Annotated in this window: 20 protein-coding genes and 1 pseudogene; 14 read left to right on the top strand and 7 right to left on the bottom strand. The window is 40.8% G+C overall.

Annotation, left to right across the window (positions count from 1 at the left end):
* Nucleotides 1–79 precede the first annotated feature (79 nt).
* The 3 genes from galU to XBJ1_RS10270 are packed head-to-tail and all read left to right on the top strand — an operon-like array spanning nucleotide 80 to nucleotide 3390.
* Nucleotides 80–997: a UTP--glucose-1-phosphate uridylyltransferase GalU gene (gene galU, locus XBJ1_RS10280; protein ID WP_012988865.1), complete on the top strand. Its 918-nt coding sequence runs from the start codon at nucleotides 80–82 to the stop codon at nucleotides 995–997.
* A gap of 24 nt (nucleotides 998–1021) precedes the next feature.
* The gene (locus XBJ1_RS10275; RefSeq protein ID WP_012988864.1) at nucleotides 1022–2365 is read left to right on the top strand and encodes a UDP-glucose dehydrogenase family protein; all 1344 of its coding nucleotides are present in this window, start codon (nucleotides 1022–1024) and stop codon (nucleotides 2363–2365) included.
* Nucleotides 2366–2373: 8 nt separating this feature from the next.
* On the top strand, nucleotides 2374–3390 hold the full coding sequence (locus tag XBJ1_RS10270) for an NAD-dependent epimerase (protein WP_012988863.1): 1017 nt from the start codon (nucleotides 2374–2376) through the stop codon (nucleotides 3388–3390).
* Nucleotides 3391–3623: 233 nt separating this feature from the next.
* Here the strand turns inward: XBJ1_RS10270 and hns are convergent, their stop codons facing one another.
* Nucleotides 3624–4025 carry a histone-like nucleoid-structuring protein H-NS gene (gene hns, locus XBJ1_RS10265; protein WP_012988862.1) on the bottom strand — a complete coding sequence of 134 codons (402 nt, stop codon included), beginning with the start codon at nucleotides 4023–4025 and terminating at the stop codon, nucleotides 3624–3626.
* 647 nt (nucleotides 4026–4672) lie between these two features.
* On the opposite strand from hns, the gene XBJ1_RS10260 reads away from it, so the two are divergent.
* Nucleotides 4673–5272 carry a thymidine kinase gene (locus XBJ1_RS10260; protein ID WP_012988861.1) on the top strand — a complete coding sequence of 200 codons (600 nt, stop codon included), beginning with the start codon at nucleotides 4673–4675 and terminating at the stop codon, nucleotides 5270–5272.
* Nucleotides 5273–5375: 103 nt separating this feature from the next.
* Here the strand turns inward: XBJ1_RS10260 and adhE are convergent, their stop codons facing one another.
* Nucleotides 5376–8030 carry a bifunctional acetaldehyde-CoA/alcohol dehydrogenase gene (adhE, locus tag XBJ1_RS10255; RefSeq protein WP_012988860.1) on the bottom strand — a complete coding sequence of 885 codons (2655 nt, stop codon included), beginning with the start codon at nucleotides 8028–8030 and terminating at the stop codon, nucleotides 5376–5378.
* Between the two features lie 328 nt (nucleotides 8031–8358).
* The gene (locus XBJ1_RS10250) at nucleotides 8359–9342 is read right to left on the bottom strand and encodes an IS30 family transposase (protein ID WP_012988237.1); all 984 of its coding nucleotides are present in this window, start codon (nucleotides 9340–9342) and stop codon (nucleotides 8359–8361) included.
* A 273-nt stretch (nucleotides 9343–9615) separates the two neighbouring features.
* Between XBJ1_RS10250 and XBJ1_RS10245 the strand changes: the two are divergent.
* The 7 genes and pseudogenes from XBJ1_RS10245 (at nucleotide 9616) to oppF (ending at nucleotide 18113) form a co-directional block, all read left to right on the top strand.
* Nucleotides 9616–10199: pseudogene (locus XBJ1_RS10245) on the top strand (MarC family protein).
* A gap of 567 nt (nucleotides 10200–10766) precedes the next feature.
* The gene (locus XBJ1_RS10240; protein WP_012988857.1) at nucleotides 10767–12410 is read left to right on the top strand and encodes an ABC transporter substrate-binding protein; all 1644 of its coding nucleotides are present in this window, start codon (nucleotides 10767–10769) and stop codon (nucleotides 12408–12410) included.
* A 124-nt stretch (nucleotides 12411–12534) separates the two neighbouring features.
* Nucleotides 12535–14172, top strand: coding sequence for an oligopeptide ABC transporter substrate-binding protein OppA (gene oppA / locus XBJ1_RS10235; protein ID WP_012988856.1), 1638 nt, complete (start codon nucleotides 12535–12537; stop codon nucleotides 14170–14172).
* Nucleotides 14173–14254: 82 nt separating this feature from the next.
* A complete protein-coding gene (gene oppB, locus XBJ1_RS10230) occupies nucleotides 14255–15175 on the top strand; it encodes an oligopeptide ABC transporter permease OppB (protein ID WP_012988855.1) in 921 nt (306 codons plus the stop codon).
* A gap of 14 nt (nucleotides 15176–15189) precedes the next feature.
* Nucleotides 15190–16098 carry an oligopeptide ABC transporter permease OppC gene (oppC, locus tag XBJ1_RS10225; RefSeq protein WP_012988854.1) on the top strand — a complete coding sequence of 303 codons (909 nt, stop codon included), beginning with the start codon at nucleotides 15190–15192 and terminating at the stop codon, nucleotides 16096–16098.
* A 9-nt stretch (nucleotides 16099–16107) separates the two neighbouring features.
* Nucleotides 16108–17115, top strand: a complete 1008-nt coding sequence (locus XBJ1_RS10220; RefSeq protein WP_012988853.1) for an ABC transporter ATP-binding protein — start codon at nucleotides 16108–16110, stop codon at nucleotides 17113–17115.
* A complete protein-coding gene (gene oppF, locus XBJ1_RS10215) occupies nucleotides 17112–18113 on the top strand; it encodes a murein tripeptide/oligopeptide ABC transporter ATP binding protein OppF (RefSeq protein WP_012988852.1) in 1002 nt (333 codons plus the stop codon). Before XBJ1_RS10220 ends, oppF begins: the two co-directional genes overlap by 4 nt.
* Before the next feature lie 95 nt (nucleotides 18114–18208).
* On the opposite strand, the gene XBJ1_RS10210 is transcribed toward oppF, so the two are convergent.
* A complete protein-coding gene (locus tag XBJ1_RS10210; RefSeq protein WP_012988851.1) occupies nucleotides 18209–18562 on the bottom strand; it encodes an HI1450 family dsDNA-mimic protein in 354 nt (117 codons plus the stop codon).
* A 152-nt stretch (nucleotides 18563–18714) separates the two neighbouring features.
* Nucleotides 18715–20175, bottom strand: a complete 1461-nt coding sequence (gene cls / locus XBJ1_RS10205) for a cardiolipin synthase (protein ID WP_012988850.1) — start codon at nucleotides 20173–20175, stop codon at nucleotides 18715–18717.
* 318 nt (nucleotides 20176–20493) lie between these two features.
* Between cls and XBJ1_RS19875 the strand changes: the two genes are divergently transcribed.
* A complete protein-coding gene (locus XBJ1_RS19875; RefSeq protein WP_071822479.1) occupies nucleotides 20494–20673 on the top strand; it encodes a YciY family protein in 180 nt (59 codons plus the stop codon).
* Between the two features lie 118 nt (nucleotides 20674–20791).
* Nucleotides 20792–21478, top strand: a complete 687-nt coding sequence (tonB, locus tag XBJ1_RS10200; protein WP_012988847.1) for a TonB system transport protein TonB — start codon at nucleotides 20792–20794, stop codon at nucleotides 21476–21478.
* 222 nt (nucleotides 21479–21700) lie between these two features.
* On the opposite strand, the gene yciA is transcribed toward tonB, so the two are convergent.
* A complete protein-coding gene (yciA, locus tag XBJ1_RS10195) occupies nucleotides 21701–22135 on the bottom strand; it encodes an acyl-CoA thioester hydrolase YciA (RefSeq protein ID WP_012988846.1) in 435 nt (144 codons plus the stop codon).
* A 72-nt stretch (nucleotides 22136–22207) separates the two neighbouring features.
* On the bottom strand, nucleotides 22208–22744 hold the full coding sequence (locus XBJ1_RS10190; protein ID WP_012988845.1) for a septation protein A: 537 nt from the start codon (nucleotides 22742–22744) through the stop codon (nucleotides 22208–22210).
* Between the two features lie 225 nt (nucleotides 22745–22969).
* On the opposite strand from XBJ1_RS10190, the gene XBJ1_RS10185 reads away from it, so the two are divergent.
* A complete protein-coding gene (locus XBJ1_RS10185) occupies nucleotides 22970–24682 on the top strand; it encodes a SulP family inorganic anion transporter (protein WP_012988844.1) in 1713 nt (570 codons plus the stop codon).
* Nucleotides 24683–25653 lie beyond the last annotated feature (971 nt).

Here is a 25653-nt window from a genome sequence, read left to right as displayed (position 1 = left end):
TTTTTTAGAAAGTTAGTGCTAATGTTTAAGCTGCAAAAGGAGTTTTTTCAGCGAAAACCTAGCCGTAGGAGACAATATAATGTCAATTATAAACAAAAAGATAAAAAAAGCTGTTATCCCTGTTGCTGGTTTGGGAACAAGAATGTTGCCGGCGACCAAAGCCATTCCTAAAGAAATGCTCCCGCTGGTTGATAAACCACTTATTCAGTATGTCGTTAATGAATGTATTAAGGCGGGTATTAATGAAATTATTCTGGTTACGCATTCATCCAAAAACTCTATAGAAAACCATTTTGATACCAGTTTTGAATTGGAAGCGATCCTTGAAAGGAGGGTCAAGCGCCAGTTGCTAGATGAGGTACAATCGATTTGCCCAAATCATGTGACAATTATGCAGACCCGTCAGGGGATCGCAAAAGGATTGGGCCATGCGGTGTTATGTGCTAAGCCACTGATTGGTGATGAACCATTTGCTGTTATTCTGCCAGATGTCATTTTGGATGAATACAGTACAGATTTGTCGAAATATAATTTGAGTGAAATGTTGTCACGCTTTAATAGCAGTGGAGCGAGCCAGATATTGGTTGAACCCGTTCCTTTGGAAAGCGTCGCAGATTATGGTGTTGTTGATTGCCTTGGCGAAAATCTGCAACCTGGTGACAGCAAGCCTATTGCTCGTGTTGTTGAAAAACCCAAACCGGAAGAAGCCCCATCGAATCTTTCCATCGTTGGTCGCTATGTGTTGTCTGAAAAAATCTGGCCATTATTGGCGAAAACTGCACCGGGTGCAGGAGATGAAATTCAGCTGACAGATGCCATTGCTATGCTGATGGAAAAAGAACCCGTTGAAGCTTATCATTTGCAAGGCCGCAGTCATGATTGTGGTAATAAATTGGGTTATATGCAGGCATTCGTCGAATATGGTATGAAACATAAGGACTTAGGTACAGCATTCAAGGATTGGATCATGACATTGCAGAATCAGATCGAAAAATAATCTCTTGGTAATTTAAGGTGTGATATGAAAGTTACTGTATTTGGTATTGGCTACGTGGGCTTGGTTCAAGCAACTGTATTTGCTGAAGTCGGGCATGATGTACTTTGTGTCGATGTTGATGCAAAAAAAGTCGAAAACCTGAAAAATGGCCAGATCCCTATTTTTGAGCCAGGTTTAGTACCGCTTGTGAAGAAAAATTTTACGGAAGGGCGCCTGAATTTTACAACGGATGCTAAAGCCGGTGTTGCACATGGCAAATTACAGTTTATTGCAGTAGGAACGCCTCCTGATGAAGATGGATCAGCAGATCTTCAATATGTCACTGCTGTAGCCCGTACTATTGCGGAAAACATGGATGGCTACAAAGTTGTTGTTGATAAATCAACGGTACCTGTAGGTACGGCTGATAAAGTCAGAGCAGTGATGCAAACGGCATTAACTCAACGCAGCGCAGATTTTCCATTTGATGTTGTCTCCAACCCCGAGTTTTTGAAGGAAGGGGCAGCGATTTCTGACTGTATGCGTCCTGAGCGTATTATTATTGGCTGTGATAATGACAATGTGATTGATGTGATGCGCGAACTGTATGAGCCATTTAATCGTAATCATGATCGTATGATTGTCATGGACATCCGCAGTGCAGAGTTGACTAAATATGCAGCTAACTGCATGTTGGCAACTAAGATCAGTTTTATGAATGAAATTGCAAACTTGGCAGAAATGTTAGGGGCTGATATTGAGCATGTACGTCAGGGAATAGGTTCTGATTCGCGTATTGGCTATCATTTCATTTATCCAGGATGCGGATATGGTGGTTCATGTTTCCCGAAAGATGTTCAGGCATTGATCCGGACTTCCGAGCAGATTGGATATACACCTAAAATACTTCAGGCGGTGGAACTGGTTAACGAAAAACAAAAGAGTAAGCTGCCTACTTTTGTTAAACGCCATTTTGGTGATGATTTATCAGGTAAAACATTCGCAATTTGGGGATTATCATTTAAACCTAATACGGATGATATGCGTGAGGCATCAAGTCGCGTATTGATGGAAGCATTGTGGGAAAGCGGTGCTAAAGTGCAGGCATATGATCCAGAAGCTATGCAGGAAGCTCAACGTATTTATGGCCAGCGTGATGATCTTTCTCTTATGGGAACAAAAGAAGCGGCATTAAAAGATGCGGATGCTTTGATTATCTGTACAGAATGGCAGAATTTCAGAGCGCCTGATTTCGATATAGTGAAGGATTCAATGAAATCGCCAATAATTTTTGATGGGCGCAATCTTTACGATCCAGAACGCCTGCAATCGCGTGGATTCACTTACTATGGCATTGGTCGTGGCGCCTCTATCAATCCAGTTGTTTGAGTTATGATATGAAATTTTTAGTGACAGGTTCCGCTGGTTTTATTGGTTTTCATGTTAGCCAGCGGTTATTGAGTATGGGGCATGAAGTTGTCGGTATCGATAACATCAATGATTATTATGATGTTAATTTGAAGCAGTCGAGATTAAATTTATTACTCCCTCATACGAATTTTCAATTTGAAAAATTAGATCTGGCAGACAGAATTGCAATCTCGGAATTGTTTGTTAAACACCAATTTCAGCGAGTCATCCATCTGGGAGCCCAGCCGGGGGTTCGTTATTCAATACAAAACCCAATGGCATATATTGACGCCAATATCGTTGGTCATATCAATATTCTTGAAGGATGTCGTCATAATCGTGTTGAGCACTTATTATATGCATCTTCAAGTTCAGTGTATGGATTAAATAAAAAGCAACCGTTTTCCACTAATGATTCGGTTGATCATCCTGTTTCTTTATATGCGGCGACGAAAAAAGCTGATGAGTTAATGTCTCACAGCTATTCTCATCTCTATCAACTACCAACAACGGGATTGCGGTTTTTCACTGTATACGGGCCGTGGGGACGCCCTGATATGGCTTTATTTAAGTTCACTAAAGCTATGTTAGAGGGGCGGTCAATTGATGTTTATAATCATGGTAATATGGTGAGGGATTTCACATATATTGATGATATTGTCGAATCTATAATCAGATTGCAAGATATCATTCCTATTCCTAATAAAGACTGGTTAGTTGAAGATGGGGAGATATCTTCTAGCTCTGCTCCGTATCGTATTTACAATATTGGTAACGGTCAGCCGACAAAATTGGGTGATTTTATTGAAGCTATTGAAGCGTCATTAGGGATTAACGCCAAGAAGAACTTTATGGAAATTCAGGATGGTGATGTATTATCAACTTGTGCGGACTCAAACACACTTTATGATAAGATTGGCTTTTCACCTGATACTCCAGTGAAGGAAGGGGTGAAACGGTTTGTCGATTGGTATTTGGATTTTTACCAGAAATCGGAACAATGAAAAGGCAGTAAAAAGGAGCGAACCGCTCCTTTTTTATAATTCTATGTTAATAAAAAACTAAGTTAGTGTTAAATTTGTTTTCAGCACATCGCAAATATGCAGGCGATTTGGCCGTTAATATAACACTCTGTGCCTTTACATCAGCCAATAAATAACTTAGTTAGATATATTAATCATAAAACAAAAATACCCTTGATAGGGTATTTTTGTTATTAAGTTTACAAAACAACTGATTAGATCAAGAAATCTTCCAGCTTTTTGCCTTCTTCATCAATTGCTTTTTTGATTACAGCTGGTGTACGGCCTTGGCCAGTCCAAGTTTTAGTTTCACCTTCGTCAAAGTATGAATATTTGGCTGGACGTGTAGCACGCTTAGATTTGCTAGTGGCTTTACCGCTTAAAGCATCTACTAAATCGCTTAATTCAATGCCGTCTTTCTCCAGCATTTCACGATATTCTTGAAGCTTACGGCTGCGCTCTTCTATTTGTGCGCGAGCTTGGCTGTCTTCGTCACGACGTTCTTCAACAACAATCGTTAGTTTTTCCAACATTTCTTCTAAGGTAGTAAGTTCACATTCTCTTGCTTGTGCGCGCAAGGTACGGATGTTATTTAAGGATTTTAAATTTTCGCTCATTGTCCTGGTCTCAAATTATAATGATGATAGCCGATGTACGGATAATAATAGAATGCTATTTTATTTTCTGCAATAGTGAATTTACTTTCTCAGGCTAAAACATATCATTTTAAAATGCAATTCTTTTAGCAATCGATATATTGCGTTTTAATCCTGCTATTGGGTTTATCATTTCTCAATAACCGTTTGAGGTGGATTACTACAAAGTTGAGTGGGAGATAAACTTCTACGTATAAAACTAATTTATAGTCAATCCGTAAGGAATGTTAACTGTTCTTCTCAAAATAAGGTGAAAGACAAGGATAAGATGAAAGTTTTTTTATGGGTAATCCATTAGTTATGATTATAGTGATTGAATTGAACAAAAGTAAACCACTTTGATTATTAATATGCAAAGAATGGAAAGAAAAATAACTATTTCTTTTTGATGTTAATTTCGTTCGTTTATCATGCCGAATGTGCTTATGGAGTTGATTTTATATACACAAATGTGATGATCATCATGAAAATAATCTTTTCTTATTTGTTCTAATTTCTTTCTGCTACGTCGAATTCGTCAATAACAGGGGATAATTTCAGGCGGAATTTGTGGTAAACTTGCAGAGTTTTATCACCTGATTAAATTTGACAAGAGGATGGACGGGCCAATGGCTCAGCTTTATTTTTATCATTCTGCCATGAATGCAGGGAAATCAACTTCTTTATTGCAGTCCTCCTATAACTATAACGAAAGAGGAATGAGAACGCTGATTTTTACAGCAGAAATCGATACGCGATTTGGTAAAGGGCGGGTCAGTTCCCGTATTGGTCTATCTGTCGATGCCTTATTGTTTTCACCGGAGACAAATATCGCTGAACTTATCAGATGTGAAAACGAGATGAAAAAAGTTCATTGTGTCTTGATTGATGAATGTCATTTTTTAACAAAAAAACACGTCGAACAACTGTGTGAAATCGTTGATTATGACGATATCCCTGTCCTTTGTTACGGATTACGAACCGATTTCCAAGGTGAGTTATTCAGTGGAAGCCAATATCTTCTCGCTTGGTCAGATAAATTGGTTGAATTGAAAACTATTTGCCATTGTGGAAGAAAAGCCAGCCGCGTACTGCGTTTTGGCAGTGACGGAAAGGTTGTTTATGATGGTGCACAGGTTGATATTGGAGGCAATGAAAAATACGTCTCCGTGTGTCGTAGGCACTATACTGACGTTATTCGTGAAGCTCAGACAAAAAAAATTCCATGAATCTGGCGTCTTTATGTTTGCATTATCATGAAGCCAGAAAATGAAATTATAAAAAGGCGCAGAGGATGGTTTCTGCACCTTTTAAATTACATCACATCATCATTTATTTATTTTTTCTGTTTGGTTTTTCTGCTTCCTGAGATATGGCATATTCTGTGAATTCACGACCGTAAAAAGAATCCAGCATCAATTGCTTCAACTCAGAAATTAGTGGATAACGCGGGTTGGCGCCTGTGCATTGATCATCAAAAGCGTCTTCTGCGAGTTTATCGATTTTCGTTAGAAAATCGGTTTCCTGAACGCCTGTTTCACGAATTGATACTGGAATACCTAATTGAGATTTTAGCTCTTCCAGCCAAGCCAGTAATTTTTCAATCTTGGCGGCAGTGTTATCCCCTGATACCGTCAACCCCAGATGCTCTGCAATTTCAGCATAGCGGCGTCGTGCCTGTGGACGGTCATATTGACTGAATGCAGTTTGTTTTGTTGGATTGTCGTTAGCGTTGTAGCGAATAACGTTACAGATCAACAACGCATTCGCCAATCCATGTGGGATATGGAACTCAGAGCCCAGTTTATGAGCCATAGAATGGCAGACTCCCAGAAAAGCATTGGCAAAGGCAATTCCGGCAATGGTTGCCGCATTATGGACACGTTCGCGGGCAACTGGGTTTTTAGCACCTTCATGGTAACTGGCAGGCAGAAAATCCTTCAATAGCTTCAGCGCTTGCAATGCTTGACCATCAGAGTATTCATTAGCCAAGACAGAGACATAAGCTTCGAGTGCATGGGTAACGGCATCCAATCCACCAAAGGCACACAGCGACTTTGGCATATTCATAACAAGGTTTGCATCGACAATCGCCATATCAGGTGTCAGTGCATAATCTGCCAATGGATATTTCTGTCCAGTGATATCATCGGTAACAACCGCAAAAGGTGTTACCTCTGAACCTGTTCCAGAGGTGGTTGTAATCGCTACCATTTTTGCTTTCACGCCCATTTTGGGGAATTTATAAATGCGTTTGCGGATATCCATAAAACGCAGTGCCAATTCTTCAAAGTGAGTTTCTGGATGCTCATACATAACCCACATAATTTTGGCTGCATCCATAGGTGAACCCCCTCCTAGGGCAATGATGACATCAGGTTTAAACAGATGCATTTGTTCGGCGCCCTTGCGGACGATGCCTAAAGTAGGGTCGGCTTCAACTTCGAAGAAAATCTCAGTTTCTATTCCGTGAGATTTCAATACGTTGATAACCTGATCGGTGTAGCCGTTATTAAACAAGAAACGGTCTGTCACGATGAAAGCACGTTTCGCGCCATCTGTAGCAACTTCTTCCAGTGCTACGGGCAGGGAGCCACGGCGAAAATAGATTGATTTGGGAAGTTTATGCCACAACATATTCTCGGCTCTTTTGGCGACAGTTTTCGTATTGATCAGGTGTTTTGGCCCCACGTTTTCGGAAATGGAGTTTCCTCCCCAAGAGCCGCAACCCAGTGTTAGAGAAGGGGAGAGTTTGAAATTGTAAAGATCGCCGATTCCCCCCTGAGATGCTGGTGTATTTATCAGAATACGGGCAGTCTTCATCTTGTCGCCGAAATATTCGATACGTTCGGATTGATTATCCTGATCAGTATAGAGAGAGGAGGTGTGACCAATACCACCCATTTCAACCAGTTTTTCTGCTTTTTCAACGGCATCTTCAAAGTTTTTACCACGGTACATAGCAAGCAGTGGCGAAAGTTTTTCATGGGCAAAAGGTTCTGTTTCGTCCACCAAAGTGACTTCACCGATAAGAATTTTAGTTTCATCAGGAACGCAAATACCTGCCATTTCAGCAATCTTGGTTGCAGGTTGGCCAACGATGGCGGCATTCAGACTGCCATTTTTTAAAATGATATCTTGAACGGCTTGAAGCTCCTCTCCTTGCAGGAGATAACCACCGTGGGTTGAGAAACGTTCACGGACTTGATCATAAACGTTATCGACGACAATTACAGATTGCTCAGAAGCACAAATTACGCCGTTATCGAAAGTTTTGGACATCAGGATCGATGCTACGGCGCGTTTGATATCCGCAGATTCATCGATCACCACTGGCGTATTACCCGCACCAACACCAATTGCAGGCTTGCCTGAGCTATAGGCTGCTTTTACCATGCCGGGCCCACCCGTTGCCAAAATAAGATTAATATCAGGGTGATGCATTAAAGCATTGGATAGTTCAACAGAAGGTTCATCTATCCAACCGATGATATCTTTTGGTGCGCCGGCTGCAACAGCAGCTTGAAGAACGATTTCTGCTGCCCTATTGGTTGCTTTTTTGGCGCGTGGATGGGGCGAAAAAATAATACCATTACGGGTTTTCAGGCTGATAAGTGCTTTGAAAATCGCGGTTGACGTTGGATTTGTGGTTGGAACAATACCGCAAATCAAGCCAATAGGTTCAGCGATGGTTATCGTACCGAAGGTATTGTCTTCAGATAAAATTCCACAGGTTTTATCATCTTTATAGGCGTTATAAATATATTCAGAAGCGAAGTGATTTTTGATCACTTTATCTTCCACAATACCCATACCAGATTCAGCTACAGCTAACTTTGCCAATGGAATACGGGCATCTGCTGCCGCGAGAGCAGCCGCACGGAAAATTCGGTCAATTTGTTCTTGGGAAAAATTGGTGAATTCTCTCTGGGCTTTTTTTACACGAGCAATTAATTCATTGAGTTCGGCAATCTGAGTTACAGCCATAAAATTACTCCTGATAAATGTTAAATTTTTTAAGGAAATTAGCGGCGAGATGATTCATCTATTAAACAATATAGTGAGATGCATCGTTTGAAATTCAATCATGAACATCGCTAATTACCTTAAAAAAATTACCTAAATTAATGAGTTGATATATTAATTATGCACCTTGCCTGAAATTTAATGTTGAGCACAGCTTATCACTTGCTGGCTTTTTTTTAGTGATCTAAATCACTAAAACATATAGCTGACTCCATTCAGCTATATGCCTTTATGAGAATAATTATCAATTGATGGATAAATGTGAATTTAAATATCTTGGATTCACATATTAAGCGCAACACCGTAATGGACGAAGTAAATGAGAGGGTATTCCTTTAAATAACTCATTCGGTGTTTTGTAATCTCGTGTTTTACGAGGACGATTATTTAATCGGTTTGCCACAAGGTTAATCTCCCGCTCTGACACCTTATTAAAATCAGTTCCTTTTGGGAAGTAATCTCTGATTAATCCATTCGTGTTCTCATTTATCCCTCTTTCCCAGGGGGAATACGGGTGAGCAAAATAAATTTTTGTCTCTAAATTTTTACTGATCAGTTCGTGTTCGGCAAATTCGAGGCCGTTATCAAAGGTCATTGTTTTAATTTTATGTTTTATCAGTGATAAATGTCTTGTTGCCGCTTTTGCGACCCCTTCTGCTGTTTTATTTTCAAGTTTAATTATAATAGTAAATAACGATTTTCGTTCAACTAATGTCAATAATGCACTTTTATGATTTTTACCCACGATAGTATCTCCTTCCCAATCACCAATACGCTGCTTTTTATCAACAAGTTTGGGGCGCTTATCAATACTGACTCTGTTTTTAATTTTTCCTCTGCGCTCATAACTTCCATAGCGTTTACGATACGGTTTTTTCGCAATCCTAAGATGTTGCCATAAATTACCATCATTAAGTTTATCCTTATAAATCAATCGATAAACTGTTTCATGATGCAAAGATATTATATTTTCCCTTTTGAGATAACCGACTGTTTGTTCAGGACTTAAATCTTGCCAAATTAACTGTTTGATCCACATTTCTATCTCTGGTTTCACTTTTACTGCTTTTGTAGCACACTGTCGGCGCGCTACGGCCTTAAGCTGAGCTTGTTCAGGCGTATATTTCTTTGCCTCCCGATTTCGTCTCAATTCCCGGCTAATCGTTGATGGGTTTCGATTGAGTGACTTTGAAATCTCCCGTTGTGAAAAACCGGCTTCTTTCAGGCTGAAAATCTGATATCTTTCTGTTTCGGTCAGTTGTTTATAGGCCATAGCGCATTTTCCTTTGGCAAGAAAGATGCCTACTATAGCAACTGACCGCCTTTCTTAGAAATTGCACTTATTATGCGAATCCAAGTATCTATTTAACTTTAATGGCACAATTGATTAACTAAATTTTTATAGTATGTCTTACGTAGGATGTTGCTTTGATTGAATCAGAACGCCGGGTTTATTGATTTAACGTAACGGAAAAAATATTTCTTTTACGGTATTTTCTTACGTGTTGTTATAAGTTCTGTTTATTTATATAAAGAGAGGTTATGTGTGAACGAATCATTGCTGGGTTTTTCTGGATATATTAAATTTTTGATGGGATTTTTCGCGTTGGTGAACCCTATCGGAATTTTACCTGTTTTTATTAGTATGACGAATTATCAGACACCAGCGGGATGTAATAAAACAAACCTTATCGCAAATTTATCTGTTGCCATTATTTTGTGTATTTCATTACTGATAGGTGATTCTATCCTGCATATGTTTGGCATTTCTATCGATTCATTTCGTATCGCAGGTGGGGTGTTCCATTGGCATTGCCTATTATGACAGGGTCGGGAGCTATCAGTGCCTGTATTGTATGGAGTGCACGTTATCAAGGATGGCAAAATTATTTAGGACTTGCATTAACCTGTCTGTTATTTACTTTTTGTTGCTGGTTATTATTTCATTCAGCGATCTTACTGGTCAAGTTTTTTGGGCAAACAGGTATTAATGTGATTATCCACATTATGGGGCTACTGTTAATGTCGCTGGGAATTGAATTTATTGTTACAGGAACAAAAGCTGTGTTTTCTGGATTACTGGGATATTGCACAGGTAATGATAACGCTGGTACTGATTTGGAAAGTTAATATAAAAAAAGAAACTTTTTACTGAAATAGGTAATGCATTAACCAAAAATGAGTTGATAAACAACCAATTATAAGCATTATTAATCAATGGTGTCGTTTCTGTATCATTTTTTTAAAACAATTAGTTATATTTTATTCCTTTCTTATCGGCTATTGCTGCAAAGCCATACTGTAATTTTCCACACTATTTTCTTTCCATTATTCCACTAACGGGTGTCTTGATTCTCTATTTTGTGATGAATGTGGACTTTTACTCTGTGATGATTGCATTTTGTTAAAATAATGTTTATTTTCTTTTTTGGTAGAATTGTGTGGATCCAAGACGATAAAAATAAAAATAAAATCAATGATTATCAATTGATTATATTTGTTTCGTGAATGTATTTTGCACGAAAATGGCAAGTTACTTTAACTATTTAATAAACCATTTATAAAAATATTATAACAATTATTATTCGAATGTGGATTTTTAATAGACGAACTACCCTTTATTAACAAAATGAGTAAGATGTTGGGATTGGTCAATTAAAAAACTATTAATTTACTGTTGATAACTTGGAGCGGAAAATGAGGAAAACACCATCAAAGTTGAGTCAGTTAATATCGACTATTGCTTTATTATCGTTTCCTGTAGCGCAGGGAATGGCTGCAATTGTTCCTACAGGAGTGGCATTGGCTGAAAAGCAGGAAGTGACCGTTAATAATGGCGTTGAAGTCGCTTCACTTGATCCTCATAAGGTCGAGGGTGCACCTGAGACGGCAATTATTCGCAATCTACTGGAAGGATTGGTTACGACAGGGCCTGATGGTGAGACTGTACCCGGGGTGGCAGAAAAATGGGAAAATGAAGATTATAAGGTCTGGACGTTTTATTTACGTGACAATGCCAAGTGGAGTGATGGTAAGCCAGTAACGGCCCATGATTTTGTCTATAGCTGGCGTCGCCTTGCTGATCCTAAAGTGGGGTCACCTTATACCAGTTATCTGCAATATACTTATGTCCAGAATGCTGAGGATATCTTAAAAGGGAAAAAATCGCCTGATCAATTGGGCGTCAAAGCGCTGGACAATCACCGTTTTCAAGTGACTCTCAGCCATCCGGTTCCCTATCTGGTAGACATGTTGAGCCACACAGCAATGAAACCTGTCAGGCAAGATGTGGTTGAGGCATTCGATAAAAAATGGACGTTACCAGAAAATTATATTGGCAATGGGGCTTATGTACTGAAAGATTGGGTTGTCAACGAACGTATCGTCTTAACACGCAACCCACAATATTGGAATAATAAAGAAACCATCATTGAAAAAGGCACCTTCCTGCCTATCGTCTCAGAAGTCAGTGATATTAACCGTTACCGCAGTGGTGAAATAGACATTACCAATGGTGCTATTACCCCCTATCTGTACCAAAAGATGAAGAGGGATATTCCAGACCAACTACACGTTTCACCTTTCCTGTGCACGTTTTACTATGAAATTAATAACAAAAATCCACTGTTTAAAGATAAACGGGTGCGTGAAGCGATTAAATTGAGCCTTAATAGAAATATTATCGCTGAAAAGATTATGGGGCAGGGGCAGATTCCGGCTTATGGCTTCACTCCTACTTACATTGGTGATCGTGGCTTTACTACCAACCCAGAATGGGCAAACTGGACGCAGGAACAACGTAACCAACGGGCAAAGGATCTATTGAAAGAAGCCGGTTTTGATGTCCGTAATCCTCTCAAATTCACTTTGTTGTACAACACCTCAGATCAAAACAAACAACAAGCTATTGCTGCAGCATCAATGTGGCAGAAGAACATTGGTGCACAAGTGATGTTGCAGAATCAAGAATGGAAAACCTCACTGGAGAGCCGCCATCAAGGAAATTATGATGTGGCAAGGGCAACATGGTGCGGTGATTATAACGAACCTTCTTCCTTCCTGAATACTTTGTTGTCCGATAGCAGTAACAATACAGGCTTCTATCAAAGCGCTGCCTTTGATAACTATCTTGGTCAGGCTCTGGCCGCGAAAGATGAAGCAGCACGTAAGGTATTCTACCAGCAGGCCGAAGCTCAGCTTGATAAAGACTCAGGGCTGATACCCGTTTATTACCGTGTCAGTGTGCGTCTGATTCGCCCGACGGTGGTGGGACTGACAGGGAAAGATCCCCTTGATTATATCGATCTTAAGAATCTCTATATTAGAAAAGCGAATAATTGATCGTTATTGCAAAGGATTGTCTTACTGCAAACAAAATCGTTTCTTTTGGATACGGAAAACAACCATTCCAAAAAATGAATATGGCTTTTAAAAGTCGGATGATATCAATTGGAGTAATAATAAGATGATGAACACAACAAAGAAAAGGTTAGCTGCTGGCATTACGGTAGCGTTAGGTATGATGACGGGTTGGCAGGCATTTGCCGCACAAGTTCCTGCGGGGGTGCAGTTGGCTGAAAAACAAGTCTTGGTGCGTAATAATGGCTCTGAGCCGCAATCTTTAGATCCTCATAAAATTGAAGGGGTACCAGAATCCAATATTGCTCGTGATTTATTTGAAGGAATTGTGATTAATGGCCCGAATGGCGAAATTTTACCCGGCGTAGCGACTCATTGGGAAAATCAGGATTTCAAGGTTTGGACATTTCATCTGCGTAAAGATGCGAAGTGGTCGAATGGTGACCCGGTTACTGCGCAGGATTTTGTTTACAGTTGGCGCCGACTGGCTGATCCAAATACAGCATCGCCTTACGCAAGTTATCTCCAATATGCTCATATTCTTAATGTTGATGATGTCATCAAGGGAAAACAAAAGCCGGAGTCACTGGGTGTTAAGGCGTTGGATGACCATACCTTTCAGGTAACACTCAGCGAACCCGTTCCCTATCTGGTCAGACTATTGATTCATTCGACAATGTCACCAGTGCACCGTGCAACAGTTGAAAAATATGGAGACAGATGGACTCAGCCGAAAAATTTCGTAGGTAATGGTGCTTATAAACTGAAAAGCTGGAACATCAATGAACGCCTTGTTTTCGAGCGTAGCCCGACATATTGGGATAACAAAAATACTATCATTGACCAAGTTACCTTCCTGCCTATTTCGTCTGAAGTGACTGATGTCAACCGTTATCGCAGCGGTGAAATTGACATAACTTATAGCAATCTACCGATCGAGCTATTCCAAAAACTAAAAAAAGAAATTCCCGATCAACTACGTGTTAATCCTTATTTGTGTACTTACTTTTATGAAATTAACAACCAGAAGCCACCCTTCAATGATCCTCGCGTCCGTACCGCATTAAAATTGGGTATGGATCGCGATTTGATTACTAATAAGGTTAAGAATCAAGGTGACACGCCGGCTTACGGTTGGGTGCCGCCTTACATTGCCAATTTTAAAGATGAAAAACCAGATTGGTACACTAAATTAAACCAGCAGCAACGTAATGAAGAAGCCAAAAAACTCTTGGCAGAGGCGGGATTTAGCAAAGAAAACCCGCTGAAAATCAGTTTGTTGTATAACACTTCTGATCTGCATAAAAAAATGGCGATTGCGGCCGCTGCCATCTGGAAGAAAAATATCGGTGCTGAGGTTTCTTTAGAGAATCAGGAATGGAAAACTTTCCTTGATACCCGCCATCAAGGCAATTATGACATCGCTCGTGCAGGCTGGTGTGCTGATTATAACGAACCCACTACTTTCCTGAATGTTAAATTATCTTATAGCAGCAACAATACAGCTCATTACAAGAGTGAAGCATTTGATGCTTTGATGAAAGAAGCACTAAAAGTGAAGAGCGATGCAGAACGAGCAGAAATCTACAAACAAGCGAATGCTCTGATAGATAAAGATTCCGCCGTTGTTCCGCTTTATTATTATGTAAGTACCCGTTTAGTGAAACCTTATGTGGGGGGTTATACCGGTAAAGACCCATTGGATAACATCCATACCAAGGATTTTTACATTATAAAACACTAGGAACAGTCGGGTGGCCTGAATCAGGTCACCCGGCTGTAAAATTATTAAAGGCCATGGTTTGGTCAAACAATAGGAACGGGCAATGTTTAAATTTATTTTACGCCGCTGTTTAGAGGCGATCCCGACACTTTTAATTCTAATTACTATTTCATTTTTCATGATGCGGTTGGCACCAGGCAGTCCATTTACGGGTGAACGAAAATTACCGCCAGAAGTGATGGCAAATATCGAAGCGAAATATCATCTGAATGATCCTATCTATAAACAATACTTCAATTACTTAGTCCAGCTTTCAAAAGGGGATTTTGGCCCATCATTCAAATATAAAGATTACAGTGTTAACGATTTGGTGGCCGAAGCATTGCCGGTTTCTGCCAAACTGGGATTTGCTGCTTTTATTATGGCTGTTGTATTGGGCGTCAGTGCAGGCACTATCGCAGCACTGAATCAGAATACTAAATGGGATTACACGGTGATGGGTTTTGCCATGACCGGAGTGGTGATCCCCAGCTTCGTGGTCGCTCCCTTATTGGTGCTGATTTTTGCCATTATATTGAAATGGCTGCCGGGGGGAGGCTGGAATGGTGGTGCACCGAAGTACATGATCCTGCCGATGGTGGCTTTGTCTCTTGCCTATATTGCCAGCATTTCCCGTATCACCCGTGGTTCCATGATAGAAATACTGCATTCAAATTTTATTCGTACGGCACGAGCCAAGGGGCTGCCATTGCGAGCGATTATCTTCCGCCATGCACTGAAACCCGCCTTATTGCCGGTCATTTCTTATATGGGGCCTGCATTTGTGGGCATCATTACGGGTTCAATGGTCATCGAAACTATCTTTGGCTTACCGGGACTGGGTCAGTTGTTCGTGAATGGCGCCTTAAACCGTGATTACTCACTGGTATTGAGCCTGACGATTCTGGTAGGGGGATTGACGATTCTGTTCAATGCCATTGTTGACGTGCTGTATGCCGTCATTGATCCGAAAATTCGTTACTGAGACTGGAGCACGCAATGTTACTAAATAAACGAAATAGCGAAGCTCTGGAAAATTTTTCTGAGCAACTGGAAGTTGAAGGCCGCAGTTTGTGGCAGGATGCACGACGCCGTTTCATTCACAACAAAGCAGCGATTACGAGTTTGTGTGTGCTGCTTCTTATCACACTATTTGTGATTTTTGCGCCAGTGTTGTCTCAATTTACCTACGACGATACGGATTGGAATATGATGACGATGCCACCTGATTCCGAATCTAGCCACTATTTTGGCACCGACTCATCAGGGCGTGATTTGCTGGTTCGTGTCGCTATCGGCGGGCGTATTTCATTGATGGTCGGTATTGCCGCTGCTTTTATTGCTGTGATATTCGGCACACTGTATGGAGCGATGTCAGGTTATCTTGGCGGTAAAGCCGATATGATCATGATGCGCTTGCTGGAAATATTAAACTCCTTCCCATTCATGTTCTTTGTGATCCTGCTGGTGACTTTCTTCGGGCAAAACATCCTGTTGATTTTCGTGGCAATAGGCATGGTGTCATGGTTAGACATGGCGCGTATCGTCCGTGGTCAAACATTAAGCCTCAAGCGTAAGGAATTTATTGAAGCCGCACTAGTTGGCGGTGTATCTACCCGTCATATCGTTTTGCGCCATATCGTACCGAATGTATTGGGAGTTGTGGTGGTTTATGCCTCATTGCTGGTGCCAAGTATGATCCTGTTTGAATCCTTCCTGAGCTTCCTTGGGTTGGGAACGCAGGAGCCGCTCAGTAGCTGGGGGGCCTTATTAAGTGATGGTGCCAATTCAATGGAAGTCGCCCCGTGGTTGTTGTTGTTTCCGGCTGGTTTTCTGGTACTGACCCTGTTTTGTTTCAACTTTATTGGTGACGGCCTGCGAGATGCCCTCGACCCGAAAGACCGTTAAGGAGAGCCTATGAATAGCGTAGAAGCTGCAAAAAATGCTAAAAGTGCTGTGCCACTATTAACGGTGAAAGATCTGAATGTCGCGTTCAGCACACCCGATGGCAGTGTGATAGCCGTAAATAAACTGAACTTTGATTTAAACGCGGGAGAAACGCTGGGCATAGTGGGAGAATCCGGCTCCGGTAAATCACAGACTGCTTTTGCCCTGATGGGATTATTAGCCAGTAATGGTGTTGTGAGTGGTTCTGCTGCTTTTAATGGAAGAGAAATACTCAACCTGAAAGAAAAAGATCTGAACCGAATGCGGGCGGAAGAGATCTCAATGATATTTCAAGATCCAATGACTTCCCTTAATCCTTATATGCGAGTGGGTGAACAGCTAACTGAAGTCTTGATGTTGCATAAGCGTATCAGTAAAAGTGAAGCTGTCGAAGAATCCATTCGTATGCTGGATGCTGTCAAAATGCCAGAAGCGCGTAAGCGGATGAAAATGTACCCGCATGAATTCTCCGGTGGTATGCGTCAACGTGTCATGATTGCAATGGCATTATTATGCCAGCCCAAGCTGTTGATTGCGGATGAACCGACAACAGCACTGGATGTCACTGTTCAGGCTCAGATCATGACACTGCTCAACGAGCTGAAAAATGAATTTAATACGGCCATTATCCTGATTACCCATGACCTGGGTGTCGTTGCAGGTATCTGTGACAAAGTACTGGTTATGTATGCGGGCAGAACCATGGAATATGGTTCTGCGCGTGATATATTTTATCACCCGACCCATCCATACTCGATTGGGTTACTTGATGCGGTTCCTCGACTGGATGACGATGAGGAATCATTGACGACTATTCAGGGCAACCCACCTAACTTACTGAGACTGCCAAAAGGGTGCCCATTCCAGCCGCGTTGTCAATTTGCCACTGAGCGTTGTGCCAACGAAGAGCCACAGTTGGAACATTTTGATCTTGGGCGCTTGCGTGCCTGCTTTAAACCTCAGGGGGAATTGGTATGAACGCAGCAGCTGAAAAACGAGTCCTGTTGGAAGTCGATGACCTAAAAGTTTATTTTGACATTAAAGACGGAAAACAATGGTTCTGGCAACCAGCAAAAACTCTGAAGGCAGTCGATGGCGTTACACTGAGATTGTACGAAGGAGAAACGCTGGGCGTAGTGGGTGAATCAGGCTGCGGTAAATCGACGTTTGCCAGAGCGGTTATCGGGCTGGTTAAAGCCTCTGGCGGTACGGTAACGTGGCTTGGACAAAACCTGCTGGATATGAGTGACAATCAGTGGCGGAATATTCGTAACGATATTCAGATGATTTTTCAAGACCCTCTGGCTTCCCTTAATCCGCGTATGACGATTGGTGACATTATTGCCGAACCGCTCAGAACCTATCACCCCAAAATGAAATCTGGGGAAATAAAAGAAAAAGTCAAAAATATGATGATGCGGGTAGGGTTGTTGCCTAACCTGATTAACCGCTATCCCCATGAGTTCTCAGGGGGGCAATGCCAGCGTATTGGGATTGCCCGTGCGCTGATTCTAGAGCCTAAACTGGTTATCTGTGATGAGCCGGTTTCTGCGCTGGATGTTTCCATTCAGGCACAGGTTATCAATCTATTGCAGGAATTACAGCGGGAAATGGGGCTTTCCCTGATATTTATTGCTCACGATCTGTCAATAGTGAAACATATTTCAGACCGCGTATTAGTGATGTATTTGGGGAATGCAGTGGAGTTGGGTACTTATGATGAGGTTTATCATAATCCGTTACATCCTTATACCCGCGCCTTAATGTCAGCTGTTCCCATTCCTGATCCAGACAAAGAGCGAAACAAACGCATCGAATTGCTGGAGGGAGAGCTGCCTTCGCCGATTGATCCACCATCCGGTTGTGTATTTCGAACCCGTTGCCCAATGGCTGATGCAGAATGTGCCAAAACACGTCCATTGCTTGAAGGCAGCTTCAAACATGCCGTGTCTTGTCTTAAGGTTGATCCGCTATAGTTTTAAGTGTCTGTTTAGTGTGACACTGTCACTAATCTATATTCTAAGCCCTCGTTGTGGAGGGCTTATTTATAGGCAAGGACAGTTGAGGTGAATTATTTCTTCCATAAGATCTGGCTGATTGGGTGAGATTTTTCCCGACAGATTAACACTCGTGCAAAGATATCATCAATTTCAGCATCGTCAGATGCTGCTAAGCCAATAATAACTTCTGCAAAAAAATCAGGATGTAAATCAAAATCAACATGTTCAAGCCATATCGCTGAGGGAGCTAATAATTCAGCGCCACCTCGTTCTTCAAACTGTAAATTAAACAATAGACTATCTGCCGGATCGAGATTGGCGATCGCTTGTTCCAGAAAGATATCGTAGGCTTTTTCAAGCGTTTCATCCTCAGTCATCCGATTATTGAAATCTAATTGGAGAGAATGTGTTGGTTTATTTTCCATGATGGTATTGTCCGAAATTAATAACAGAGAGAAATTAAAACATGATCTGTAGTGATTGAATACCCTTACTGCTAATCACAGCCCCAATGATACTAATGGGGCTGTGGAAAATATTGACTGATGATAATGGAAATAATCTTTTAGGCAAAATGTTACAAAAGTGGGCTGAAAAAATAACAGATACGTTCAAGAATACGGTGCCAGAGTGGGCGTTTCGCCCATTCCTCATTATCAAGCAAAGTCGAGCGTGCAATATAGCCCTGCTGGACGAATGTTAAATCATTGCCGAAGTGCTTATCATCAATCACAACCGTGATTTCAAAATTTAGCCACAGGCTACGCATATCCAGATTAACAGAGCCTACCATGCTGAGTTGTCCATCCACTAAAACACTTTTAGTATGTAACAGACCATCTTCAAACTGATAAATTTTTACGCCAGCTTCTAGCAATTCCGTAAAAAATGCCCGGCTTGCCCAGCGAACGAGAAATGAATTGTTCTGGCTTGGAAGAATAATACTGACATCAACGCCGCGCATGGCAGCGGTACAAATTGCGTGCATTAAATCATCACTGGGTACAAAGTAAGGTGTGGTAAGAATAAGCTGCTCTCTGGCTGAAAAAATAGCTGTCATTAAGGACTGCTGGATCAACTCATCAGGAAACCCTGGCCCAGAAGCGATAACCTGAGCTGTATGTCCACTGGCTTGCTCGAAAGGCATAATAGGGCTGTCAGGCGGTGACGGAAGGTGGCGCTGACCTGTTTCCATTTCCCAGTCGAAAGCATAGATAATCCCCAGAGTCGTTGTGACCGGGCCTTCCATTCTTACCATGATATCGACCCATTGGCCGAATCCTGCATCTTGTTTGAAAAAGCGCGGGTCAACCATATTCATGCTGCCAGTATATGAAATATGATTATCGATAAGAATAATTTTTCTATGTTGACGTAAATCCATGCGACGCAAGAACAGACGGAAAATATTAACCTTTAGTGATTCGACAAATTCAATACCTGCTTTGCGCATGATGTCAGGATATGGACTACGGAAAAATTGCCAGCTTCCTGCGGAATCCACCATGATACGACATTTGACACCGCGTTTAGCAGCACACATCAAGGCATCAGTAACTTGATCAACTAACCCGCCTGCCTGCCATATATAGAATACCATTTCGATATTATGGTTGGCTTTTTCAATATCATTAACGATGGATTTCAGAGAATTATCATAAGAAGTCATCAGTTGCATTTTATTGCCCCTGACCCCTTTGATCCTCTGGCGCCGTTCGCATAATTGGAATAGCGGTTCAGCTACTTCACTATTTTCATGGGCAAAAATATGGGGGGATTTTTTTAACTCAGAGAGCCATTTAGTGACAGATGAACGCATTTGTTTGGCTTGTTCGACTCTGCGTTTGCCTAGATACAATTCGCCAAATGACAGATAAGCGACAATTCCAACCAAAGGAAGGATATAAATGATAAGTACCCAAGTCATTGCTGATGTTACAGGCCGACGTTTCATTAAAACACGAATTGTGATACCGGCAATAATCAACCAGTATAAGAAAATAGCCAGCCAGTTCAGTACTGAATAAAAGGTTGTCATACGTGGCAATCAATCCTGTTTATTTAAGTATTTCATACTGTTTTTGTCGCCATTTTATGGAAATCCTAACAAACCATCAGCTAAATGTAGTCAACTTAGCAGAGAATAATCAAAACATTACCAATATCATACCTGATGTCGTCTCACAGGTATTATGTAATTTGATTCAGTTAAATCATGAATCAATTATATATCTATTAACTAATGACTTAGATTCAATACCGCATTGTGTTAAACCTTACATTGGTTGACATTACTAGCAGTGGGGATTAAGAATACGGCACTTAGCTGAATGAGAGGATTAAATCGGGACATTTTATGAAACATAGCAGAAATGAAGTCGGTCGATGGCGAATGCTTCGCCAAAACATCCGCCGTCGTCGTCGCTGGTTAGAGGGGCAATCACGTCGTAATTTACACATCTATTCGTTGCGTAAGACTGATGGTGACAGGCGTCGCAGGTCGATTCTGTTCGTGCAGAGCAGGGAATTTCTCTAACTATAATGTGTGGCATGATACAGATGTTTTTGAATCATGATTGAATATGATAGTCATTTGCATTTAAACTAGTACTATCCGAAAACTGACTATCATGCTGCTAATCAAGAATTCTCTTATGCGTTGGATACACTGGCCGGTATTACTTTCTGTTTGTTTACATGTTTCTATTGCTGCGGCGCTCTTTCATGCTATTGAACCCGAAAAACAGCTAGAAGCGACTCCCATATCTGTTGCTATGATCCAACTGGCAGCGGAAGAAGCCCCTGTCTCGGAGCCTGCCATGCCTGAATCAATTCCTGAACCACCCGAACCAGAGCCTGAACCCGAACCTATTGCGAAGATTGCTCTGCCTAAACCTGAGAAAAAACCGGAAGAGAAAAAGGTTGTTAAAAAGGAGCCTAAGCCGATGGAGAGAAAAATGGAGAAAACATCGGAACAACCTGTCAAACCAGTTTCTGATGACTCTCAAATGGCGAATAACCGGAATAATCAGTTAAAACCAACCCATCCAGCTCTTAATGACAAACCTAAAGTGCAGAATGGGCCAAAAGCATTAAGCAGATCAGTGCCTGTTTATCCATCCCGAGCGTGGCAATTGGGTACAGAGGGAATGGTTAAGGTAAAATATGATATTGACGAAGATGGTAGGGTTAAAAATATTGAAATTATTGCTGCCGATCCTAAAAACGTCTTTGAGCGGGAAGTGAAGCAGGCGATGAGAAAATGGCGTTATGAAAAAGCGCCTGCAACGGGGTATGTGACAACCATTGAATTTAAGCTTACTGGTATTTCACAGTCTTAATCAATATCTTCATCAAAAACAGGGGGACGCAAAGCGTCCCCTGACTGCTCATATAGAAATCATATTTTATAGCAAGTAGATTTTAATTATTTCTTAATACTTATCTGAGGGGAGTTGAAATAAGTAAGAATGTATTATTATCTGAATTATTTATTTTATAAATAAAAAGGAGCGTAATGAATACGCCCCTTTAATTTATGGGATCACGTTCCTAATGCATCATTACTTCGAATCACTGCTTTCCAGTTTGAACTGAGTTTTTCCTTCGGGTAAACGGCGGGAAGTATTATCTTCATTAACAGCGACATACGTGAAAACCGCATCTGTTGCACGATAACGCTGCCCAACCGGATCGGATGCTACTTTTTTCACCCAAACTTCAATATGAATTGTGATAGATGAGTTTCCCGTTTTTAGACAACGGGCATAACAGCAGACGACGTCACCTACCGCAACTGGTTTTAGAAAACTGATACCATCTACGCTAACAGTTACTACGCGCCCCTCTGCAATCTCTTTTGCCAGAATTGCGCCGCCAATATCCATTTGAGACATCAGCCAGCCACCGAAAATATCCCCATTGGCATTGGTATCAGCGGGCATGGCCAGTGTACGGAGGACCAATTCTCCGTTTGGTAAGCATTGTTGTTGTGTCATTAGAAAACTTGCTTTATTTGGTGAATACAACAATACCTGCCGATGTTTCGGCAGGTATCCATATGAAGGTCATTATTTTTGTTCGCGAGGCAGATGACGGTAGATATATACCACACTCAACACAGTAAAAACCAGCGTCAATGCGGTTAAACCGAACACTTTAAAGTTTACCCAAACATCTTGAGGTAGCCAGAAAGCGACATAAATATTTGCCAGTGCACAGGCAATAAAGAAAATAGCCCAAGCTATGTTCAATTTTTTCCAGATAAAGCCCGGCAATTCCAGTTCCTTACCCAGCATCCTCTGAATCAATGTTTTTTTCATGAACCATTGGCTGATAAGCAGTGCTAAGGCAAAAATAGTATAAATTACCGTCACTTTCCATTTAATGAATAAATCACTGTGAAAAGCTAGTGTCAGTGTGCCGAAAATAGCAACCACAATAAAGGTGATCAAAGATGATTTCTCAACTTTGCGGTAAATCAGATAGGTGATGACAACAGCCAATCCCGTTGCTGCGATCAATGCCCCTGACGCATAAAAAATGTCATACATTTTGTAGGCGATGAAAAAAACGACTAATGGCAAAAAATCTAAAAGTTGTTTCATAAATTGAATCCACTGTAGTGCCGATGGTGGCATGTTCTTGAATTTGTGCCAGAGTGTATCAGATCTCAATGAAATGGTTTATTTATCAGGTGAAAAAACATGTTTAACCCTATTTAGCTAATTCTACCATAACGAACAAAGAAGCTGAGAGGTCACGGATAGGATTGTGAGTTTTTATTGAACATCGCATTATAATGCGCTCCATTCACGAAAGGACTAAATACCATGTTGTGGAAAAGATTATATCGCTGGATGCCGGGGTTGGAGAATTTTTGTTATTACCGTAAAGAGTATTTTAGTCATGATATACGGTCAGGTCTTTCGGTTGCTGCGGTTGCGTTACCCGTGGCAATTGCTTATGCGGAGTTAATGGGAATAAGCGCCATCATTGGTCTATATGCCTGTATCTTACCGATGTTTGCTTATTCTTTATTTGGCACTTCCCGTCAGTTGATTGTCGGGCCTGATGCCGCAACATGCGCTGTGATTGCCGCCGCTGTTGCACCATTGGCCTTGGGTAATGAACATGTTCGCTGGCAGCTTGCTATTATCATGACACTGATGACCGGATTCTGGTGTATTTTAGCGAGCCATTTTCGATTGGGTGCATTTGCCGATTTTCTGTCACGTCCTATTTTAAAAGGTTTTATCAATGGAGTGGCGATTACCATCATGGCTGATCAGCTTGCTAAAGTCTTCGGACTTTCGGGTTTACCTCCGGAATTAATTGAGCGGTTAATTGCGCTTCCGCATAAATTATTAGAATCTCACTGGCCAACAGTAGGTATTTCAGTGATGACTTTACTGGTATTGTTAAGTGTGCGTTTTCTGCATTCAGGTTGGCCAGCTCCACTGATAGCGATGATCGTTTCAACCTATGTGAGCTGGCAATTTGAACTGAATCAATATGGTATCCAGATCGTTGGCAATATGGAGAGCGGTCTGCCCATCGTCCCAATGCCTGAATTTCAACTTGGTGTTATGCGTGATTTGGTTGTTCCCTCCATTAACCTTGCGGTTATCAGCTTTGTCAGCTTTATGATGACGGCTCGTAGCTTTGCCAGTAAAAATGGTTATCAGGTTGATGCGGATTTGGAACTGCGGGCATTGGGCATTGCTAATATTGCCTCATCATTATCACTGGGGTTTGCTGTCAGTGCTGCCAGTAGCCGTACTGCGGTTAATGATACCATTGGTGGTAAAACACAAATGGTGTCGGTCATTGCTGCTACTACCATATTATTGGTACTGCTGTTTATGACCGAATTTCTGGGGTATATCCCTTTATCATCACTGGGTATTGTTCTGATCTTTTCTACATGGTCCTTGTTGGGGTTAAAAAATATCTGGTCATATCGAAAACGTAACCGCCGGGCTTTTACGCTATCTATTTTCACATTGGTAGCCGTTTTGCTGGTTGGTGTGATTGATGGTATTGGCTTTGCGGTATTACTTGGTCTATTACAATTTCTGCGCATCATTTTCCGTCCCTCCGATCAACTATTGGGTGTCAATGAGCAGGGGATGATCCACTCCATCAATCAAGGTAATGATATAGCATCGGTGGATGGCATCATGATGTACCGCTTTAATTCGCCTTTAACTTACTTCAATGTTGGGTATTTCAAAAAACGGGTATTACAGCATGTAGAGAGAGCATCGAGACATCCTACATGGCTGGTGGTAGATGCAGCGGTTAGTTTTACTCATGATGACGTAAGCGTTTTTGCTGTGTTGGATGAGCTGATTACGGAATTGAAAGAAAAAAATGTGACTTTAGTACTGGCGGGACGCAGAACAGAATTAAATTACTGGATCAAGCAGAACAGGCTTAGTCGTAGTGATGAAGATTTGATTGTCGTACCTGATCTCTATTTTGCCATTCGTTTGATTCAAAGTAAGCAGCAAGTAGAAGAAAAAAAAGAAGAATATGCTTAGAATACCTCGCCCTTTAGAGGTTGTCGCAAAAGGTCACCATTATCAGCTAAGCTCTGTGTTCCTGTTTTAAACACAGAGCTTTTATGGCGCTATTCACACGAAAACTGACACCTTCCGTTCACACAGGATGTCAGTTTGTTACGGCTCAACACCTACCTGTACTGAGTGGTTCTCTTTCATAAATCAATTAAAATAAACACTGAAAATAATATTTTAAGTAATTTTTATATTTTTTAGAATTAATATAGTAATTTTTCATTTGTTTATTTGGCTATATGTAATTTATATTATGTAATGAATTATGAAATAATAATATTATAAAGTGGAATTTTTCCTGATATTTCATTGCATGTTTATCCTTTCTATTTATTTATATTTATTTTGCATTATATTGTGATTTATATTAATAGTTGGTATGAATGAAGGGTTATTTAATTCATTAGCCAAATGATAATTTTTTCATATAATTCAATTTATTGCAATTACCCTTTAACTAGGTGTATCAAAATATAAAGTTTTTACACTCAAGATTAGGTATATAGATTTACTAATAAATTAGCTTATTTTTCGTTTTAAAATCCATCGAAAAATACCGAAAATATTGCTATTGATATAAGTAATGTCAGAGCTCCCGGGTTTCTGACCTGAATATCAGTATATGTTCCATGCTGATGACTAAAGCCTGTAATACCGGATCAGAACCCTTCATTCGCAATGCCGCTATCCGAAAATGACGAAGATACAAAATGTTCCGAATAACATACCGTTATATCGGAACTGCAAAGGTCGTTATAAAGCCTTTGACGTCATATCCAGATAATAAAATAAATGAAAACAAATAGATAACAAACATCATCGTTATAAATCAACTAATTGATTTATAGCTGTAATTATTTGCTTAAATCGCAATTGATATTGGTTATCATTTTGATAATAATTATCAACATAGTTATATATCTTTAGATATTCTG

The organism is Xenorhabdus bovienii SS-2004, assembly GCF_000027225.1.
Lineage (GTDB): Bacteria > Pseudomonadota > Gammaproteobacteria > Enterobacterales > Enterobacteriaceae > Xenorhabdus > Xenorhabdus bovienii_C.
This window is presented reverse-complemented; position numbering and strand designations above follow the sequence as displayed.

Coding starts and splice junctions, on each gene's coding strand:
- galU (WP_012988865.1), top strand. CDS start 80: ATGTCAATTATAAACAAAAAGATAAAAAAAGCTGTTATCCCTGTTGCT.
- XBJ1_RS10275 (WP_012988864.1), top strand. CDS start 1,022: ATGAAAGTTACTGTATTTGGTATTGGCTACGTGGGCTTGGTTCAAGCA.
- XBJ1_RS10270 (WP_012988863.1), top strand. CDS start 2,374: ATGAAATTTTTAGTGACAGGTTCCGCTGGTTTTATTGGTTTTCATGTT.
- hns (WP_012988862.1), bottom strand. CDS start 4,025: ATGAGCGAAAATTTAAAATCCTTAAATAACATCCGTACCTTGCGCGCA.
- XBJ1_RS10260 (WP_012988861.1), top strand. CDS start 4,673: ATGGCTCAGCTTTATTTTTATCATTCTGCCATGAATGCAGGGAAATCA.
- adhE (WP_012988860.1), bottom strand. CDS start 8,030: ATGGCTGTAACTCAGATTGCCGAACTCAATGAATTAATTGCTCGTGTA.
- XBJ1_RS10250 (WP_012988237.1), bottom strand. CDS start 9,342: ATGGCCTATAAACAACTGACCGAAACAGAAAGATATCAGATTTTCAGC.
- XBJ1_RS10240 (WP_012988857.1), top strand. CDS start 10,767: ATGAGGAAAACACCATCAAAGTTGAGTCAGTTAATATCGACTATTGCT.
- oppA (WP_012988856.1), top strand. CDS start 12,535: ATGATGAACACAACAAAGAAAAGGTTAGCTGCTGGCATTACGGTAGCG.
- oppB (WP_012988855.1), top strand. CDS start 14,255: ATGTTTAAATTTATTTTACGCCGCTGTTTAGAGGCGATCCCGACACTT.
- oppC (WP_012988854.1), top strand. CDS start 15,190: ATGTTACTAAATAAACGAAATAGCGAAGCTCTGGAAAATTTTTCTGAG.
- XBJ1_RS10220 (WP_012988853.1), top strand. CDS start 16,108: ATGAATAGCGTAGAAGCTGCAAAAAATGCTAAAAGTGCTGTGCCACTA.
- oppF (WP_012988852.1), top strand. CDS start 17,112: ATGAACGCAGCAGCTGAAAAACGAGTCCTGTTGGAAGTCGATGACCTA.
- XBJ1_RS10210 (WP_012988851.1), bottom strand. CDS start 18,562: ATGGAAAATAAACCAACACATTCTCTCCAATTAGATTTCAATAATCGG.
- cls (WP_012988850.1), bottom strand. CDS start 20,175: ATGACAACCTTTTATTCAGTACTGAACTGGCTGGCTATTTTCTTATAC.
- XBJ1_RS19875 (WP_071822479.1), top strand. CDS start 20,494: ATGAAACATAGCAGAAATGAAGTCGGTCGATGGCGAATGCTTCGCCAA.
- tonB (WP_012988847.1), top strand. CDS start 20,792: ATGCGTTGGATACACTGGCCGGTATTACTTTCTGTTTGTTTACATGTT.
- yciA (WP_012988846.1), bottom strand. CDS start 22,135: ATGACACAACAACAATGCTTACCAAACGGAGAATTGGTCCTCCGTACA.
- XBJ1_RS10190 (WP_012988845.1), bottom strand. CDS start 22,744: ATGAAACAACTTTTAGATTTTTTGCCATTAGTCGTTTTTTTCATCGCC.
- XBJ1_RS10185 (WP_012988844.1), top strand. CDS start 22,970: ATGTTGTGGAAAAGATTATATCGCTGGATGCCGGGGTTGGAGAATTTT.